General features: G+C 66.2%; 15 protein-coding genes. 11 read left to right on the top strand and 4 right to left on the bottom strand.

The genetic code is table 11. The features are described from left to right. Positions 1-18: 18 nt before the first annotated feature. The 4 genes from HSR6_RS09375 to HSR6_RS09360 all read left to right on the top strand — a co-directional run bounded on the left by HSR6_RS09375 (position 19) and on the right by HSR6_RS09360 (position 4,961). Positions 19-1,074 carry a uroporphyrinogen decarboxylase/cobalamine-independent methonine synthase family protein gene (locus HSR6_RS09375; protein WP_071933454.1) on the top strand — a complete coding sequence of 352 codons (1,056 nt, stop codon included), beginning with the start codon at positions 19-21 and terminating at the stop codon, positions 1,072-1,074. Positions 1,075-1,097: 23 nt separating this feature from the next. After that, positions 1,098-1,766, top strand: a complete 669-nt coding sequence (locus tag HSR6_RS09370) for a V-type ATP synthase subunit D (protein ID WP_070365624.1) — start codon at positions 1,098-1,100, stop codon at positions 1,764-1,766. A 37-nt stretch (positions 1,767-1,803) separates the two neighbouring features. Then, a complete protein-coding gene (locus tag HSR6_RS09365) occupies positions 1,804-2,193 on the top strand; it encodes a DUF6276 family protein (protein ID WP_070365623.1) in 390 nt (129 codons plus the stop codon). A gap of 80 nt (positions 2,194-2,273) precedes the next feature. After that, positions 2,274-4,961 carry a PAS domain S-box protein gene (locus HSR6_RS09360; RefSeq protein WP_071933453.1) on the top strand — a complete coding sequence of 896 codons (2,688 nt, stop codon included), beginning with the start codon at positions 2,274-2,276 and terminating at the stop codon, positions 4,959-4,961. 12 nt (positions 4,962-4,973) lie between these two features. Here HSR6_RS09360 and prf1 read toward each other — a convergent pair whose 3' ends face one another. Next, the gene (gene prf1 / locus HSR6_RS09355; protein ID WP_070365621.1) at positions 4,974-6,227 is read right to left on the bottom strand and encodes a peptide chain release factor aRF-1; all 1,254 of its coding nucleotides are present in this window, start codon (positions 6,225-6,227) and stop codon (positions 4,974-4,976) included. A gap of 118 nt (positions 6,228-6,345) precedes the next feature. Here prf1 and HSR6_RS09350 point away from each other — a divergent pair, with 118 nt between their 5' ends. Both HSR6_RS09350 and HSR6_RS09345 read left to right on the top strand, forming a co-directional pair. Further along, complete coding sequence (locus HSR6_RS09350; protein ID WP_071933452.1) at positions 6,346-7,506, top strand: DHH family phosphoesterase; 1,161 nt, start codon at positions 6,346-6,348, stop codon at positions 7,504-7,506. A 99-nt stretch (positions 7,507-7,605) separates the two neighbouring features. After that, positions 7,606-8,547 (top strand): MinD/ParA family ATP-binding protein, encoded by a 942-nt coding sequence (locus HSR6_RS09345; protein WP_070365619.1) that lies wholly within the window; start codon positions 7,606-7,608, stop codon positions 8,545-8,547. On the opposite strand, the gene argS is transcribed toward HSR6_RS09345, so the two are convergent. Beyond that, positions 8,548-10,302 (bottom strand): arginine--tRNA ligase, encoded by a 1,755-nt coding sequence (argS, locus tag HSR6_RS09340; protein ID WP_070365618.1) that lies wholly within the window; start codon positions 10,300-10,302, stop codon positions 8,548-8,550. An 89-nt stretch (positions 10,303-10,391) separates the two neighbouring features. Between argS and twy1 the strand changes: the two genes are divergently transcribed. The 3 genes from twy1 to ribB all read left to right on the top strand — a co-directional run bounded on the left by twy1 (position 10,392) and on the right by ribB (position 12,741). Next, positions 10,392-11,312: a 4-demethylwyosine synthase TYW1 gene (twy1, locus tag HSR6_RS09335; RefSeq protein ID WP_071933451.1), complete on the top strand. Its 921-nt coding sequence runs from the start codon at positions 10,392-10,394 to the stop codon at positions 11,310-11,312. Between the two features lie 66 nt (positions 11,313-11,378). Further along, positions 11,379-12,086 carry a DUF120 domain-containing protein gene (locus tag HSR6_RS09330; RefSeq protein WP_070365616.1) on the top strand — a complete coding sequence of 236 codons (708 nt, stop codon included), beginning with the start codon at positions 11,379-11,381 and terminating at the stop codon, positions 12,084-12,086. Continuing rightward, a complete protein-coding gene (gene ribB / locus HSR6_RS09325; RefSeq protein ID WP_070365615.1) occupies positions 12,070-12,741 on the top strand; it encodes a 3,4-dihydroxy-2-butanone-4-phosphate synthase in 672 nt (223 codons plus the stop codon). Before HSR6_RS09330 ends, ribB begins: the two co-directional genes overlap by 17 nt. Here the strand turns inward: ribB and HSR6_RS09320 are convergent, their stop codons facing one another. Beyond that, positions 12,742-13,788 (bottom strand): zinc-dependent alcohol dehydrogenase family protein, encoded by a 1,047-nt coding sequence (locus HSR6_RS09320; protein ID WP_070365614.1) that lies wholly within the window; start codon positions 13,786-13,788, stop codon positions 12,742-12,744. It lies immediately after the preceding gene. Between the two features lie 133 nt (positions 13,789-13,921). Here HSR6_RS09320 and HSR6_RS09315 point away from each other — a divergent pair, with 133 nt between their 5' ends. Beyond that, positions 13,922-14,494, top strand: coding sequence for a cyclodeaminase/cyclohydrolase family protein (locus HSR6_RS09315; protein WP_071933450.1), 573 nt, complete (start codon positions 13,922-13,924; stop codon positions 14,492-14,494). 206 nt (positions 14,495-14,700) lie between these two features. Beyond that, positions 14,701-16,395, top strand: coding sequence for a hydroxylamine reductase (gene hcp, locus HSR6_RS09310; RefSeq protein ID WP_071933449.1), 1,695 nt, complete (start codon positions 14,701-14,703; stop codon positions 16,393-16,395). Here hcp and HSR6_RS09305 read toward each other — a convergent pair. Further along, the gene (locus tag HSR6_RS09305; protein WP_071933448.1) at positions 16,392-17,039 is read right to left on the bottom strand and encodes a helix-turn-helix domain-containing protein; all 648 of its coding nucleotides are present in this window, start codon (positions 17,037-17,039) and stop codon (positions 16,392-16,394) included. The two genes, hcp and HSR6_RS09305, sit on opposite strands and share 4 nt — an antisense overlap. Between the last annotated feature and the right edge of the window lie 71 nt (positions 17,040-17,110).

Genomic DNA, 17,110 nt, shown 5'->3' with positions numbered 1-17,110 from the left:
TCGCGTAGCCATGGGCAGATGACACGCGAGCAGTTCCGACCGCCACATCACGATCACGATCACTTCCTCCTGAAGACCGTCGTCGGGAGTTACCCTCAGCCGGACTGGCTAGACTACGTCCGGGCGGGCGCTGAGGCCGGGGACCTGGAGCCGGCCGACCGCGAGGAGGCCGAGGACGACGCGACCCGGGCTGCGATCCTCGACCAGCAGCACGCGGGCCTGGACGTGATCACGGACGGCGAGATGCGACGGGAGGGGATGGTCGATTACTTCACGAACGTGATCACGGGCTATGACGCCCCGGACGGCGAGGGGGACGATGCAGACTGGAACGCGAGCATGCCCCGGGTCACCGCGGAAGTCTCGACGGCCGAACCCTGGCTCGTCGCGGACTTCGAGTTCGCTGACCGCGTCGCCACCCGGCCGGTGAAGGTCACGATGACCGGCCCGTTCACCCTGGCGACGTTCGCGAGCCCGGAGGTCTATGACTCGATCGAGGACCTGGCGCTTGATTTTGCGGACCTGATCGCGGTGGAAGTCCGCCGGCTGGCCGAGGCCGGCGCGGACTGGATCCAGCTCGACGAACCCGGGCTGGGGATGTCCCCGCACGGCGAACTGGCCCAGGAGTGTCTCTCGCGGGTCGCCGCGGAAGTCCCCGATGACGTCCGCTTTGGGACCCACGTCTGCTCGGGCAACTATTCGAACCTGGCCGACGAGATGGCCGCGTTCCCCGTCGACGAACTCGACCTGGAGTTTGCCAGTCCCGACGCCGACGACCCCGCCGAGGTCTTCGAGGGCCGGGACTTCGAGATGGACATCGGTTTCGGCGTGATCGACACACAGTCCCGCGAGGCCGAATCCGTCGCGGAGATCGAGGCCCGGATCGAGGAAGGGCTGCAGTACATCCCGCCCGAGCAACTGACCGTCTCCCCGGACTGCGGGCTAAAGCCCCTCGAACGTGAGCCGGCGACCACGAAGCTCGAACACATGGTCACCGCCGCCGCGAACGTCGAGGCCGCACTCGATGCCGGTGACATCGAGGCCGCTGGGACGGACCGGTCCGAAAACGGTTAACCCTTCGCGCAAGGAGAACACGTATGGCCACAGACGTCACTCCCACCCGGAAGAACTTGATGCGGATCGAGGACCGCATCGACCTCTCCGAGCGGGGCCACGACACGCTCGAACAGAAGCGTGACGGCCTCATCATGGAGTTCATGGACATCCTCGACCAGGCCCAGGACGTGCGGGCGGACATGGAAACCCAGTACCAGGACGCCCAGGGGAAAATCGACATGGCCCGGGCGATGGAGGGCGACGTCGCGGTCCGCGGGGCCGCGGCGGCGATCCGGGAACATCCCGAGATCACGATGGAATCGAAGAACATCATGGGCGTGGTCGTCCCGCAGATCGAGTCCACGAAGGTTCGCAAGGACCTGAACGAACGGGGTTACGGCCTGCTGGGCACGAGCGGTCGAATTGATGAAACCGCCGAGGCCTTCGAGGACCTCCTGGAGCAGGTCGTCCTGGCCGCGGAGGTCGAGACCGCGATGAAGAAGATGCTCACGGAGATCGAGACCACCAAGCGCCGGGTCAACGCCCTTGAGTTCACCCTGCTCCCCGACCTTTATGAGTCCAAAGATTACATCGAGTCGAAACTCGAGGAGCAGGAGCGAGAAGAGATCTTCCGGATGAAAAAGATCAAGGCGAACAAGGAGGCCGCCGAGAAGGAAGCAGAGCAGGCGGCGGCCGAAGCCGAGTCCTGAACAACGGGGTTTTCCCGCGCGGCGGTTTCCCTTTGTTATGTCCTGTCCGAACTGTGGCGGCCCGACAGTCGCCTACCCTATCCCGGATCGTGCCCGCACACACTGTCCCGACGAGCGCGCCGGGGCCGAGATCTGTGCCGACTGTTTGACGGTTACTCCACTGGCGGAGCCGCCGACCGACCCGCCCGATTTCGACGCCGTCCTCACCGATTTCCCTGCCGGCGAGGCCGGGGCGATCGCGGCGTCACTGTTGGGACTGCTCGACTCACTCGCGCTCTACCGCGGCGAGATCGAAGGGCTCGCCGCGCTGGCCGAAGAGGCGGGTGTGGACGTGTTCCTGTTGCTCGATCGGCTCGACGCGAGCGGCCGGATCCAGCCCCACTTCGACATCGATCGACGAGGCCATCAGCTCGATCAACTGCTGTAGGTGAGATACCCGGAGCCGTCGAAAGCGGTCCCGTGGGCCGCTCCCAGTCGAGTTATATAACTGGCCGCTGAACTTCTACCATGGCCGAGCCGAGTCCGGAGATCGTCGTGCTTCACGTCGACGACGACCCGAATTTCGGCTCACTGCTTCGGGAGGCACTCGAAGCCACGGACGACCGGTTCAGGATCGAAACCGCTGCCAACGGGGCTGCGGCCCTCGATAGGCTCGGGGACGGGCAGTTCGATTGTGTCGTCAGTGACTACAAACTACCCGGGATGGACGGGCTCGAACTCCTGGCGGCCGTCCGGGAGTCCGAGCCGGATCTCCCATTCCTCCTCTTTACGGGCGAGGGCTCGGAAGTCATCGCTAGCGAAGCGATCCGAGCCGGTGTCACCGACTACCTGAAAAAACGGCCCGGCGAGAACCGGTTCTCGCTTTTGGCCAATCGCATCCGAAACGCGGTCGAGCAGGTCCGGGCCGAACGCCAGGCGGCCGCGGCCCGACGGATCAACGTCGTCGTTCGGAAGGTAAACGAGGCACTCGTCCGGGCCGAAACACGGGCCGAGATCGACGAACAGGTCTGTTCGATCCTCAGCGCGGCGGATCCGTACCGGTTTGCCTGGATCGGCGACCTCGATGAGACGACCGACACCATCGAGCCGCGCTCGACGGCCGGGACTGAGTCTGCGTATCTCTCGTCGATCGATATCGCGGCCGAGGGCGGCGACCTCGCCCAGGGACCGACGGCTCGCGCCCTGCGTGAAGATGAACTGACCGTCGTCCAGGACATCAGCGAGGATCCCGACTACGAGCCCTGGCGCGAGACGGCCCTCGAACAGGGTTTTCGGTCGAGCGCGGCGATCCCGTTGACCTACGAGGACACCCAGTACGGGGTGCTGAACGTGTATGCCGACCGGCCGAACGCCTTCGACACCCGGGAGGTCACGCTGCTCTCCGACCTGGGGGAGTCGATCGCCCATGCGTACCATCGGGTGTCGATGCAGGAACGCAACGCCACCCAGATCGACCAGCTAGAGCGGCTCACGGACCTGTTCGACCAGGCCCAGTCGATCGCCGATCTGGGGGCCTGGGAGACCGATGTTTTGGCCGAGACGGGCTGGTGGACCGAGCAGGTCAGCCGCATCTACGGCCTGCCCCTCGATTACGAACCCGATCCCGGGGAGGGGATCGAGTACTTCCACCCTGAGGACCGGGAGACGATCAGGGAGGCCTACGAGCGGGCCATCGACCAGGGCGAACCGTACGACCTCGAACTCCGGGTCGTTGACGAACAGGGCGAACACAAGTGGGTCCGGGCGCGGGGCGAACCGCAGCTCGAAGATGGAACAGTCACCCGCGTTCGTGGAACCCTCCAGGACATCACTGACACCAAAGCCCGGGAGGAAGATCTCAAACGGACGAACGCGGTCCTCTCGAAGCTGGTCGAGACCCTCCCCCAGGGGATCCTCGTCGAGGACGAGTCCCGGTCGGTTCTGGTGACAAACCAGCGACTCTTCTCGCTGCTCGATATGCCGGGCTCACCGACCGAGGTCGAGGGAGCGGATTGCGAGGCGCTGATCGAGGAAGTCAAGGGACAGTTCGACACCCCCGAGACGTTTGCCGACCGGATCACCGAACTGGTCGGGAACCGAACGCCGGTCGATCACGAGGAACTCACGCTGGCCGACGGCCGAACGCTCGAACGGAGCTACCGCCCGCTCGAACTCCCGGAGGGTCGGGGCCATCTCTGGGTCTACCGGGAGATCACCGACCGGCGCGAGCGCCAGCGGGAACTCGAAACGGTGCTCGAGCGGATGAACGACGCGGTGTTCGTTCACGCCACGGACGGACCGTTCCTCTTTGTCAACCAGGCGGCCTGTGAACGCTATGGCTACACCGAGGCCGACCTCGCCGAGATGACGCCGGCAGATCTGGACGTGCCGGCGGAAGCCGAACACGTCGAGGAGCGAATCGAGACGGTCACGACCCAGGGGGAGTACGTCTTCGAGACCGAACACCGGACTGCCACTGGGGAGACGTTTCCGGTCGAGGTCAGTGCCAGCCGGATCACGTTCCGTGGCGAGCCGGCCGTCCTCTCGATCGTGCGGGACGTGACCGAGCGCAAAGCCCAGGCAGACCGGCTTCGCCGACAGAACGCCCGTCTGGAGGAGTTCGCCAGCGTGGTCTCGCATGACCTTCGCAACCCGCTGAACGTGGCCCAGGGCCGGATCGAACTCGCCCGGGAGACCGGCTCGACCGACCACCTCACCGCCGCGAAAGACGGCGTCGACCGCAGTCTGGAACTCATCGAGGACATGCTGGCACTCGCCCGGGCCGGTGAGGGGGCGAGCGAGGCGGAACCCGTCGCCCTCTCCGAGTTCGCTGCGACCTGCTGGACGCAGGTGGACACGGACCCCGCAGCGCTCACCGTCGAGGCGACTGGAACCATCCTGGCCGATCGGAGCCGGTTTCGGCAACTGCTCGAGAACCTCTTCCGGAACGCCGTCGAACACGGCGGCGAGGCGGTCACCGTGACCGTCGGGGATCTCGAGGACGGCTTTTACGTCGCGGACGACGGGGCTGGCATTCCCGAAGCGGAGCAAAACGCGGTGTTCGAGACCGGCCACACGGAATCGGCGAGTGGAAACGGCCTGGGGCTCTCGATCGTCACCCAGATCGCGGACGCCCACGGCTGGGAGCTTGCGGTAACCGAGAGCGAGGCTGGTGGGGCCCGGTTCGAATTTCGGGGCGTCTCCCGTCCGGACTGAAAGCGATCCCGATCAGACGCCGGTCTGGTAGCGCAGAATACCGGCGATCCCGCCGAAGGCGGTGAGCAACTGCTCGCCCTTCTCGAAGTCCGTCGAGATGAAGTGGGTCTCGGTGCCGCGCTGTTCGGCGATTCCCATGAGATGTTCGATGGCGTCCTCGCGTTCGGTCGACTCCGGCGGTTCGCCACACTCCGTACAGGTGTGCTCGGGCGTTTCGTGGCGCGGGTCGATCAGTTCGCGGTCGGAGTGCCCGTTCGGGCACGTATAGGTGACGACCTCCTTGCGCAGGTCCTCCGAGAGGAGCAACGTTTCGACCGACCCCATCACGAGGTTCTCGCGAGTCGGGCCGAAGCCGTAGGTCGCGAGTTCGCCGCCGTGGAGTTCCTTGAAGAACTCCTCCATGTCGTTTTTGTCCTGGGTGAGTTCGGCGTCGGCCAGGGCCTCCTGGCCCTTGTCGACCAGGTCGTAGAGCCCGGACTCGTCGGTGTAGGCCACGTCGAACTTGCCGAGGACCTTCTCCTGGAGTTCGTGGTGGAGATAGTCGCCGTCGAGGAACTCGTCTTTGGTCGGCGAGGGGCCGCCCACCAGGATGCCGTCCAGCTCGTGGCGTTTGGGGACAAAGAGCTCGTCGGCCATCTCGGCGATCTCCTGGTAGAAGTTGTCGATGGCCTCCAGGCGCAGGCGGGCGAACCGCTGGGCGGACTGCCCCCCTTTGCGCTGCTTGCCCGGGACCAGCGAGGAGGCGGACTTGACCGGCTCGACGCGCTTGCCCTTGAGCCAGCCGACGTTTGCCTCGCGGCGGTCGAGGACGATGAGCCCGTAGAGGCCCTTGTCCGCGAGCATGTGCTCCAGGGGTTCTGTGAGAAACGCCGAGTCACAGTGATAGCGGAAGGACTCGATCGGGTCCGGCGGATTCTCCAGCACTTCGGTGACCATGTCCGTCTGGCCCCCGCCCTCGTCGACGGCGCCGGAGAACAGGACCATGCCGCGTTCGGGTGGCGTGTCGTAGTACTTCAGCCGCGCCTTGATCGAGGAGAGGGCGTCCTGGACGTTCGTTCGGGTCTGCTTTGACTTGATGTTCGAGGCCTCGCTGTACTCCTGGGTGACGTGGGCGACCACGTCGGAGATCTGCATATCCGGCGGGACGTAGATACTCACGAGTTGCGTGCCGCTGCCGGTGTGGTCCTCCAGGTCCTCGATGACCTTTCGGAACTCGTATTTCCGGCGGTCGGCGTGTTCCTCGCCCCCGGTGGAGTCATCGCTCATGTGATCAGTTGCTTGAATCTCCACGACGGAGATAAATAAAGGGCCGGAATGGGCGAGCGTCCGGCCACCAACGGAATGCGTCAACCTTCATTATGGGGTAGCGTGAGACTGTACACAGATGCCTGGAGCGCTGCTACCGGGCGCGGTTCGTGCTCTCACCGACTCGGTGTTGCGGTTCGTCGAGGCGAACCCACCGGCGGCGGCCGGCCTCGCGGTCCTCGCGCTCGTCGTTTTCGGTGGTGGCGTGTATCGCTTGGTTCGCTCCCGCCGAGCGGCCGGGCTCAAATTGAAACGGGTGCTGTCGGGTCGCGATCGGGTTGCCGTGCTCATGCACCCGAACCCCGATCCGGACGCGATGGCCACCGCGATGGGGGTCGAACTCCTCGCTGCGGACCTGGGAGTCGAAACCGACCTCCGGTATCCCGGGGAGATCCGCCACCAGGAGAACCGAGCCTTTCGCACCGTCCTCGACGTGCAGGTCGATCCGATCGAGACGGCCGCCGACCTGCCCGAGGACGTGGTTCTCGTCGATCACAACACGGCCCGGGGGTTCGACGGCGCAAGCGACATCGACCCAATCGCCGTGATCGATCACCACCCCGGAGACGGTACCGGACGCCGATTCACGGACGTCCGCCCGGAGTATGGGGCCGCCGCGACGATTCTCGTCGAATACCTCCAGGCGGCGGGGTTCGAACCGGCGACCGAGGACGCCGAGCGGCCACTTCCGACCGAGGTGGCGACGGGCCTGCTCTACGGCGTGCTCTCGGACACCGACCACCTCACGCGGGGCTGTTCGGAGGCCGAATTCGACGCGAGCGCGTTTCTCTATCCCGCGATCGACGAGGACACCCTCGACCGGGTCGCCCACCCCGAGGTCGACGCGGAGGTCCTCGACGTGAAGGCCCGGGCGATCGAGAGCCGCGAGGTCCAGGGGCCGTTCGCGGTGAGCGACGTCGGCGAACTCTCGAACGTGGACGCCATCCCGCAGGCCGCAGACGAACTGCTCAACCTGGAGGGCGTGACCGCCGTCGTCGTCATGGGGCAGAAGAACGGCACGTTGCACCTCTCGGGCCGCTCGCGGGACGACCGCGTCCACATGGGGCGGGCCCTCCAGGAGGCCGTGGCGGACATTCCGATGGCGGGGGCCGGTGGCCACTCCCGGATGGGCGGGGGCCAACTCTCCATCGAGCACATGAACGGGCTCGGCCCCTCGGATGGGGTCTCGTCGGCGGAGTTCAGCGACCGACTTTTTGCAGTGCTCGGCGGCGAACAGTGACTCGACAATAGTACATACCGACAATTCAGCGGTGCTGTGGCCTGTTCAGGGGCCGATCGGCCCCATCCTTTATACGTCGAAGACGTGGAGTATTCTCCGATGACCGATGGCGACGTGTACGCCGTGGCGAGTGGCAAGGGCGGGGTGGGCAAGACCACGACCGCGATCAACCTCGGGGCGGCGTTCGTCGAGGCCGGTCAGTCGGTCGTGGTGGTCGATGTCGACCTGGGGATGGCGAATCTGGCCGACCTGCTCGACGTCCCTTCTTCGGGGCCCACGCTCCACGACGTGCTGGCCGGCGAGGCCGAAATCGAGGCCACAATCACGGACGCGGGCGAGTTCGACGTCGTCCTCGGCAGCCGTGACCTCGCGGCCTTCGGTCAGGCCGACCCCGCCGGGCTCGGCGCGGTAATCGAGACGTTACGAACTCAGTACGACGTGGTCGTGCTCGACGGGGGTGGGGGCCTGAGCCACGACGTGACCGTCCCGCTCGGGTTGGCGGACGGCGTCGTACTGGTGAGCACCCCCACCGAGGCGGCGATCACGAACGCGGTCAAGACCCGCGATCTCGTCGACCGGCTGGGCGAGATCGAGGGGGTCCTCGTGACCCGTACTGGTGGGGCGGGCGAACAGACTCCGGAGGCGGTCGCGGAGCGAATCGGTGCTCCACTGCTCGGTTCGGTGCCGGAGGACGGGGCTGTCCAGATGAGCGAGCGGGAAGGCACCCCGCTCGTGACGATCGACCGGGAGAGCCCCGCAGCCCAGGCCTACCGGGAGGTCGCCTACGGCCTGCTCGACGAGCCGTTGCCCCGCACCTGGGGCGATTCGTCGCCGGACCAGACTGTCGATTCGGAGACGAAGCAGCCTGGAAAGCCGGCCGAACACCCCCAGAGCGGCATCGCCGCAACCATCGAATCGGTCGAGGAGTCAAACGGTACCGCGTCGAACGGCGGATCGACTGCATCACAACCGGAGACTGAAGAAAACGAGGCGAACGACCGATCTATTCTCTCGCGGTTGACTGGCGGCTTGCTGGGCTGATTACATCGACTCCGGGGCGGCGATTCCCAGTGCCGAGAGCGCGTTCGCGAGTGTGTTGCGGGCCGCGACGACCAGGGCCAACCGGGCCGCTGACCGGTCCGGGTCGACGCCATCGCCCAGCACCGGACACTCCCGGTAGAAGACGTTGACAGCATCCGCCAGCTCGCGGGCGTAGGTCGCGATCGTATGTGGCTCGAGATCCTGGGCGCTCTCCTCGATCCGGGCCGGGAACGCGGCGATCCGTTCCAGGAGTTCCCGCTCCGCTTCCGTCCCCAGCAACGAGGCGTCCGGGGCTGGCGCCACTGTGTCGGCCGCCTCGTCGACGATCCCGCAGGTCCGGGCGTGGGCGTACTGCACGTAGGGGGCACTCTGGCCCTCGAAGTCCAGGGCGTCGTCCCACTTGAACGTGATCGGCTTGCTGGGCTGTTTCGAGACGATGTCATACCGGACCGCGCCGATCCCGACCTGCTCGGCGATTCTCGTTACGTCCGACTCGGTCAACTCGTCGTCCCGGATCCGATCGCCCATGCGGGATTCGACGGCCTCTCTGGCTCGATCGACGGCCTCGTCGAGTAGATCGTCCAGGTCCACGCCCGTCCCGGCCCGCGTGCTCATCTTCCCCGTGGGGAGGTTCACGTAGGAGTAGATCACGTCGGTGAGCTGGGTGGGGTCCTTGCCCAGCACGTCCAGGGCGGCCTGGAGCTGTCTGGCCTGGAGCTTGTGATCCTCGCCGAGGACGGTCACCGCCCGATCGTAGTTCTCGAATTTCCACTCGTGGTGGGCCAGATCACGGGTCGTGTACAGACTCGTCCCATCGGACCGCATGAAGACCAGGTCCTTCTCGAACCCGCGATCGGCCAGATCCAGGTGCCAGGCGCCCTCGTCCTCGTAGGCCAGCCCGCTCTCCTGCAGGCGGGTGGCGACGGACTCGGTGCTCCCGTCCTTGATGAATCGGGTCTCCTTGACGAACTCCTCGAAGGTCGCGGGGAGCCGTTCGAGACAGCGCTGCATCCCGGCGAGGACCGTGTCGACGACCTCGCTCACCCGTTCGTAGGCCGTCTCGTCCCCGCGTTCCAGCCCCTGCATGAGCGACTGGATCTCCGCCTCGGCGGCCTCGACCTCCTCCTCGGGTCCCTCCTCCAGGAACGTGTTCCCCCGGCGGTAGTACCGTACCATCTCGTATTCGGGGCTGTCTCGCTCCGGTTCGGGCAACTCCGATTCCTCGAAGGTCTCGTAGGCCCAGGTGAAGACGGCGATCTGGCGGCCGGCGTCGTTCACGTAGTAGTGGGTGTCGACGTCGTAGCCCGCCAGGTCCATGATCCGGGCGATGGCGTCCCCGAGAATCGGGTTCCGGGCGCGACCGACGTGGACCGGCCCCGTCGGGTTCGCGCTGGTGTGCTCGACCACGACCGACTCGCCCTTCTCGGGTCGGTGCCCGTAACTCGCTGACTGGGCTGTGTCCAGGGTCTCCTCGTAGTAGGCCTCGGCGGGGTGGAAGTTCACGTACGGGCCCTGGGTGTCGACCGATCCGACGTAGGTCAGATCCGTGGCGTCGATCGCCGCGGCGATGTCCTCTGCGACGGCGGGGGGTGGGCGCTCTGCCACACCGGCGAGTCGGAAGGCGACACTCGAAGCCAGAATCGCGGAGACGTCCTCGGGCGGGGTCTCGATGCCGAGGTCCTCGCCCGGCAAGTCGAGGGAATCGAGCGCGCCGGCGAGTGCGGACTCGACCTCCTCGCGGAAGTCAATCAACATACGCGTTGGGTGTCGGGCACGGCCTATAGGGGTTCTGCATGTCGGTCGGGGGCAGTACGCTTTTGCCCGCCCACGGCCAAACAGGCTCGATGACCCAGCAGGTATCCGGGCCGAACTACCACACGGTCGATCACACGGCGGTCCAGACCTGTGGCTGGACGAAAAACGCCCTCCGCGGCGAGGGCACCTGCTACAAACAGCGCTTCTACGGCATCCGCTCACACCGGTGTGTCCAGATGACCCCCGTCGTCCGCTGTAACGAACGCTGTGTCTTCTGCTGGCGGGATCACGCCGGCCACACCTACGAACTGGACGGTGTCGACTGGCAGTCCCCCGAAGCCGTCGTCGAGGCCTCGATCGACCTCCAGCGCGAACTGCTCTCGGGCTTTGGTGGCAACGACGACGTGCCCGATGAACGGCTCGAGGAAGCCCTCGATCCCCAGCACGTCGCCATCAGTCTGGACGGCGAACCGACCCTCTATCCCCATCTCCCGGAACTCATCGAGGCCTATCACGACCGGGGGTTCACCACCTTCCTGGTGAGCAACGGGACCCGACCGACCGTCCTCGAAGCGGCCGAACCGACCCAGCTGTACGTGAGTGTCGACGCCCCCGACCGGGAGACCTACGAGTCGGTCGTCCGGCCGCGTGAGGAGGCCGCCTGGGACGCCCTCGACGAATCCCTGGACGTGCTCGCGGCCCACGACTCCCGAACGACGATTCGGACCACGCTGGTCGCCGGCGAGAACATGCATGATCCGGCGGCCTACGCCGACCTGTACCGCCGGGCGGCCCCGGATTTCATCGAGATCAAGGGGTACATGCACGTCGGCACCTCCAGGGACCGGCTCGACCGCTCGGCGATGCCCGACCACGAGGAAGTCGTCGACTTCGCCCGCTCGGTCCAGGACCATCTCCCGGCCTACGACGTGTTCCGCGAAGCCCCGCCCTCGAACGTGGCCATGCTTTCGACCGACCCCGAGACGGTCGTCCCGGAACTGGCCGAGTAGCGTTCCATTTTTGGAATTCATTCCAGTTCCGGTATTCTTATGCGCCCGAGGGCCCAACTTTGGCGTATGTCAGTCGACGCCGGCACGCTTGCCGTCGGCTTTGACGAGCTAGCCGTGCTGAAACGCCTGGCCCTCGATGGGGCTCATCGCGGGGAGGTGAAAGTCTCGTGTCGGTCCCTCGGGGAGGACCTCGGGGTCTCGACACAGACTGCCTCCCGGCGGCTTCAGGCCCTTGAGGACGCCGAGTGCATCAGCCGGGAGAAGGTCGGGGACGGCCAGTTCGTCGAACTCACCGAGACGGGGATCGGGCTGCTCAAACGCGAGTACGAGGACTACCGGGCTATCTTCGAGCAGAAGGGGAGTCTGAGCCTGGCGGGGACGATCACCACCGGGATGGGCGAGGGACGGCACTACGTCACGCTTCCGGGGTACAAGGTCCAGTTCGAGGAGAAACTGGGCTACGATCCCTATCCGGGCACGCTCAACGTCACGCTCTCGGCCGCGAGCAAGCGCGAGCGCTCCGGGATGGCCTCCCTGGAGGGTGTGGACATCACCGCCTGGGAGGACGAGGAACGGACCTACGGCGGGGCGACCTGCTATCCGGCGGTCATCGAGTCCACGGACGGGCACACCTTCGAGCGGGCCCACGTCATCGAGCCAGACCGGACCCACCACGACACGGCGGAGCTAGAGATCATCGCGCCCGAGCGGGTCCGGGACGAACTGGGGCTGTTAGACGGTGACGAGGTGAGTGTCTATGTCGAGTCAGCATAAGTCCACGTCGACCGGGACGGTCGCGGCCGCCGTCGAGGCGTTTGCCGCCGGCCAGCCGGTGTTGATCCACGACTTCGACGACCGGGAGGGCGAGGTCGATATGGTCTACCCGGCGGGGGACGTGGACTCGGCGGCAGTCTCGCGGCTCCGCAACGACGCGGGTGGCCTGATCTGTGTCGCGCTCGGTCCGGAGGTGGCAGACGCCTTCGAGTTGCCGTTCCTGGCCGACGAGATCGATCACCCCGTCGCGGAGAGCGATCACCTGGGCTATGACGAGCGCTCCTCGTTCTCGCTCACGGTCAACCACCGGGACACCTACACCGGGATCACGGACGCGGATCGGGCCCTGACGATCAGCCGGCTGGGCGAGGCCGCGGCCGATCCGGAGGCGGTCGATTTCCCCAGGGAGTTTCGTGCACCGGGCCACGTCCATCTGCTTCGGGCCTCACGCTATGGCCTCTCCGACCGGAAGGGGCACACCGAGATGGGCGTCGCGCTGGCTCACGAGGCCGGCCGCCCGCCGGCCGCGGTCGTCTGTGAGATGCTCGACGACGAGACTGGCGAGGCCCTGCAGACCGAGGACGCCCGGGCCTACGCCGAGAAACACGGCATTCCCTACGTGGACGGCAAAGATCTGATCGCGGCTTTCACCTGATCAGTCCCAGGGTTTGACGAGCACTTTGATCGCCTCGCGGTCGTCCATGGCGCGATACCCCTCCGGCACACCGTCCAGATCGACGGTTTTCGTGAAGATCGGCGCGGGGTCGAGGGTCCCGCCCACGACGTCGGCCATGAGTTCTTCGGCGTAGTCCCGGACCGGTGCGACCCCGCCCTGGAGGGTCACGTTCCCACGGAAGAGCCCGTGAATGTCCAGGCCCGCTTCCTCGACGCCGTGGGGCACGCCGACGTAGCCGATCGTGCCCCCGTCACGAGCCACGTCGATGGCGGTGTCCATGGCCGATCCGGCCCCTACACACTCCATGACGTGGTTGGCCCCGCCGTAGGTCAGCTCCCTGGCCCGCTCGACGGCGGTCTCCCCGCGGGCGGCGATCGTTTCGGTCGCGCCGAAGTCCTCGGCGAGGGCCAACCGATCTTCGTGGTGTCCCATCGCGATGATGCGCTCGGCACCCAGTCGCTGGGCGGCGAGCACCCCGCTCAAGCCAACCGCCCCGTCGCCGATGACCACGACCGTATCGCCCGCGTCGACACCAGCGCTCACCGCCGCGTGGTGGCCGGTGCCCAGCACGTCGGTCAGCGGGAGGAGCGAGCGCAGGGTGTCTTCGTCGTCTGCGTGGCGGTCCGGCACGCGAACCAGATGCCCATCGGCGAACGGGGTTTTGACGTACTCGCCCTGTCCGCCGCCGTTGGCCTCGCCCCAGGAGGCCTCCTCTTCACAGGAGGTGTACAGCCCCTTCCGACAGAACTCACACTCGCCACAGCTAATCGCGAAGGGGGCGATGACCCGGTCACCAGGTTCGACCGAGGTGACTGCCTCGCCCACCTCTTCGACGATGCCCATCGGTTCGTGGCCCACTCGCGAGCCGACCTCCCGATCGCTCAGGCCGCGGTAGAACCAGAGGTCAGAGCCACAGATCGCGGTGTGGGTAACTCGGATGACGGCGTCGGTCGGGGACTCGACCTGGGGCCGTGGCACCTCCTCGATCTCGATCTCGCCCGGCCCGCGGTAGACGGCGGCGCGCATGCCTTCCCATCACGGGGCGAGGAGAAAAGTTCGGGGGAAGGCTCTTTTCGGTGGGCCGATCACGACCGGACATGGACGCCCCAGTCGATCCTGAATCGGTCCTGTTGACTCGGCCCGGCACGCTGGAGGAACGGTGACGGGGAGCGATACGTCCATCAGCACCGAGTTGGGGGCGTTTCTCGACGCCATCGCCTCGCGAGACGTGGCGCCGGCGGGCGGTTCCGGGGCCGCGACTGTCGGCGCGATCGGTGCGGCACTCGCGGAGATGGCCGCCGTCCACACGGCCGCGGCCGGACACCAGGAAGCCCAGGTCGAGGGAATCGGTGAGCGGCTGGCCGCCGATCGTGCACTCCTCCTCGCCCTCGCCGACGCGGACGCCAGACTCGTCGAATCCGCCTTTGGTGGCACGCCCGCTCTCGATCGGCACGTCCAGGAACAGCTCGTCGCGATCCCACTCGCCATCGCCGAGACGTGTCTGAACGTGCTTTCAGGGGCCAGTGAGCTCTCGTCACTTGCCATCGACAGCGTGGGACAGGACCTGCAGACGGGTCGCATGCTCCTAACGGGGGCTCTCCGGGCGGCGCTGGCCACGGCGTCGGGGAACCTCGACTTTCTGGAGGGGCCGGCCCGCGATCGACTGGCGGACCGGGTCGCGGCGGCCGAGAACGCGGCCGCATCACTTTTCGACGCTGATCGACGCGAGTGATCAGGCGGTTTTGACGTTCGGAGTCTGGAGGGCGAAAAGCGACTGGTCGACTGGGGCGAGTGAGCGGTCGCCGGGCCGAACGAACATGTTCGTCAGAACCCCTTCGCCGGTTCGTGGCGAAAATCCGGGTGCATGCATTCAGTTACGTCACGAGCGAGCCCAGTCGGGTCGTGTCGAACAATCTGTGACTCTCGACGGTGGTCGGCATGAGCATGTTCTGCTATCAGTGCCAGGAGACCGCGGCCAACGAGGCCTGTACCGACGTGGGCGTCTGTGGGAAAGACGCCGAGACGAGCAACCTCCAGGACCTCCTGGTCTGGGAGCTCAAGGGCCTGTCCGCCATCGCCGAGCGGGCACGGGCGGAAGGAATCACTGACGAAGCCCTCGATGTCTTCGTCGCCGAGAGTCTCTTCTCGACGATCACGAACGTCAACTTCGACCCCGAGTGGTTCGAAGACCGAATCGCCGAGACCCAGCGTCGACGCGCGGCATTGCGGGAGACCTACGAGCGCGAGGTCGGCGAGCTAGACGACTCTTCGTTGCCCGAGGCAGCGACCTGGACCGGCGAGGACCCCACAGACTTCCACGAGAAGGCCGACCCATCCACGGTCGGCGCGTTGCGCACCGAAGACGAGGACCTGCGCTCGCTCAGGGAACTGCTCACCTACGGGCTGAAGGGAATCGCCTCGTATGCCGATCACGCCTATGCCCTGGGCGAAACCAAAGACGAGGTCTTTGCCTTCGTCACTCGTGGGCTGGCCGCGACGGTGGACGATCGCTACGACGCGGAGGAGCTGACGAACCTCGTCCTGGAGGCGGGCGAGGTGGGTGTCGAGGTCATGGAGATCCTCGATACGGCTCACACCGACACCTACGGCCACCCCGAGCCGACCGAGGTCGACATCGGCGTGGGCGACCGGCCGGGGATCCTGATCAGCGGGCACGACATGAAGGACATGGAGGAACTCCTCGAACAGACCGAAGGCGAGGGTGTGGACGTGTACACTCACGGCGAGATGCTGCCGGCGAACGCCTACCCGGCGTTCAAGGAGTACGACCACTTCGTGGGCAACTACGGCAACGCCTGGTGGGAACAGCACCGCGAGTTCGAGGCGTTCAACGGCCCGGTCCTCCTGACGACGAACTGCCTGGTCCCGCCGTCGGACTCCTATGCCGACCGCGTGTACACCACGGGCGTCGTCGGGTTCCCGGAGGTCCCCCACATCGACGGTCGCGAGGACGGCGAACCCAAGGACTTCTCGCCACTCATTGAGGCCGCGACGGGCACGGAGCCGCCCGAACAGATCGAATCCGGCACGATTCCCAACGGCTTCGCGCACAAGTCGGTCCTCGACCGGGCCGACGAGATCATCGCGGGCATCCAGGCCGGCGACATCCGTGGCTTCGTGGTCATGGGCGGCTGTGACGGTCGGCACGCCGAGCGGAACTACTACACCGAGATGGCAAAGGAATTCCCGGAGGACGTGATCATTCTCACGGCCGGGTGTGCCAAGTATCGGTACAACAAGCTGGATCTGGGGGATATCAACGGCATCCCGCGGGTGCTGGACGCCGGCCAGTGTAACGACTCCTACTCGCTCATCCGGATCGCGACGGCGCTCCAGGACGCCCTCGACGTCGAGGACATCAACGACCTCCCGATCGCCTTCGACATCGCCTGGTACGAGCAGAAGGCCGTCACCGTGCTTCTGGCCCTCCTGAGCCAGGGTGTCGAGGACATCCGGCTGGGTCCCACACTGCCCGGCTTCCTCTCTGCGGGCGTGACCGACCTGCTCGTCGAGGAGTTCGGAATCAAACCGATCGATACCGTCGAATCCGACATCCAGGAGATCCTCGCCACGATCGACGGAGAGCCGACCCAGCCCGCGATGTCAGACTAGGAGAAATCCGCGTCCGCGCTTTGCTCGGCGAGGTATTCGCCGATGATCCGGCCTTCGGCGCGTTTGAGCGTCTCGCTGCAGGTCGATTTTGCGATGTCGGCCGCCGCCGCAACGTCAGTCAGGGTCGCGTTCCGAGGCGAATCGTAGTACCCCATCTCGTGGGCGGTCTCGACGAGCGCTCGCTGTCGGTCGGTCAGAAGGGAGCCCGTTTTCAGCCGTTCGCGGACCTCCTCGACGGTGTAGGTAATCTGGAACGCCGAGAGCTCTTCGCCCAATTGGGAGAGCCGCTCCCGTGAGGTCGTGATCTCCCAGGTCGCCGCCCCGTCCTGCAGATCGAAGGGCATCTCCAGGGGGATGCCCGACCCGACGATCGGAAAGAGCAGCGTCGGTTCGGTCGTCTCGAACTGGACCAGCCCGGTGTCACCCGCCTGGCCCAGTACCGTCAGGTCACGGGTCTCCTCGACAGTTTCGATCTCCGCGACCATCGCATCGAGGGCCGAACAGGTGATCTCGACGAGTCCGACGCCAGTGTCCGCGCCCGCGACCGCCGAGAGGACCCTGATCTCTGCCTCGGGGTAGGCCCGCGAGATCGCGCCGATCCAGAGGCTGTCCGGAATCTCGATCGAGAGGATTGCATGGACCATTCCGTTCGGATGGACTTTCTCCTCACGGCTCGAATATGTTCGGATTCCCGCGGGGGTAGCCCCGAACGTGT

It is taken from the genome of Halodesulfurarchaeum formicicum, assembly GCF_001886955.1.
Taxonomy (GTDB): Archaea; Halobacteriota; Halobacteria; order Halobacteriales; family Halobacteriaceae; genus Halodesulfurarchaeum; species Halodesulfurarchaeum formicicum.
The sequence above is the reverse complement of the archived record's forward strand: the minus strand, read 5'-3'. Positions and strand labels throughout refer to the sequence as shown.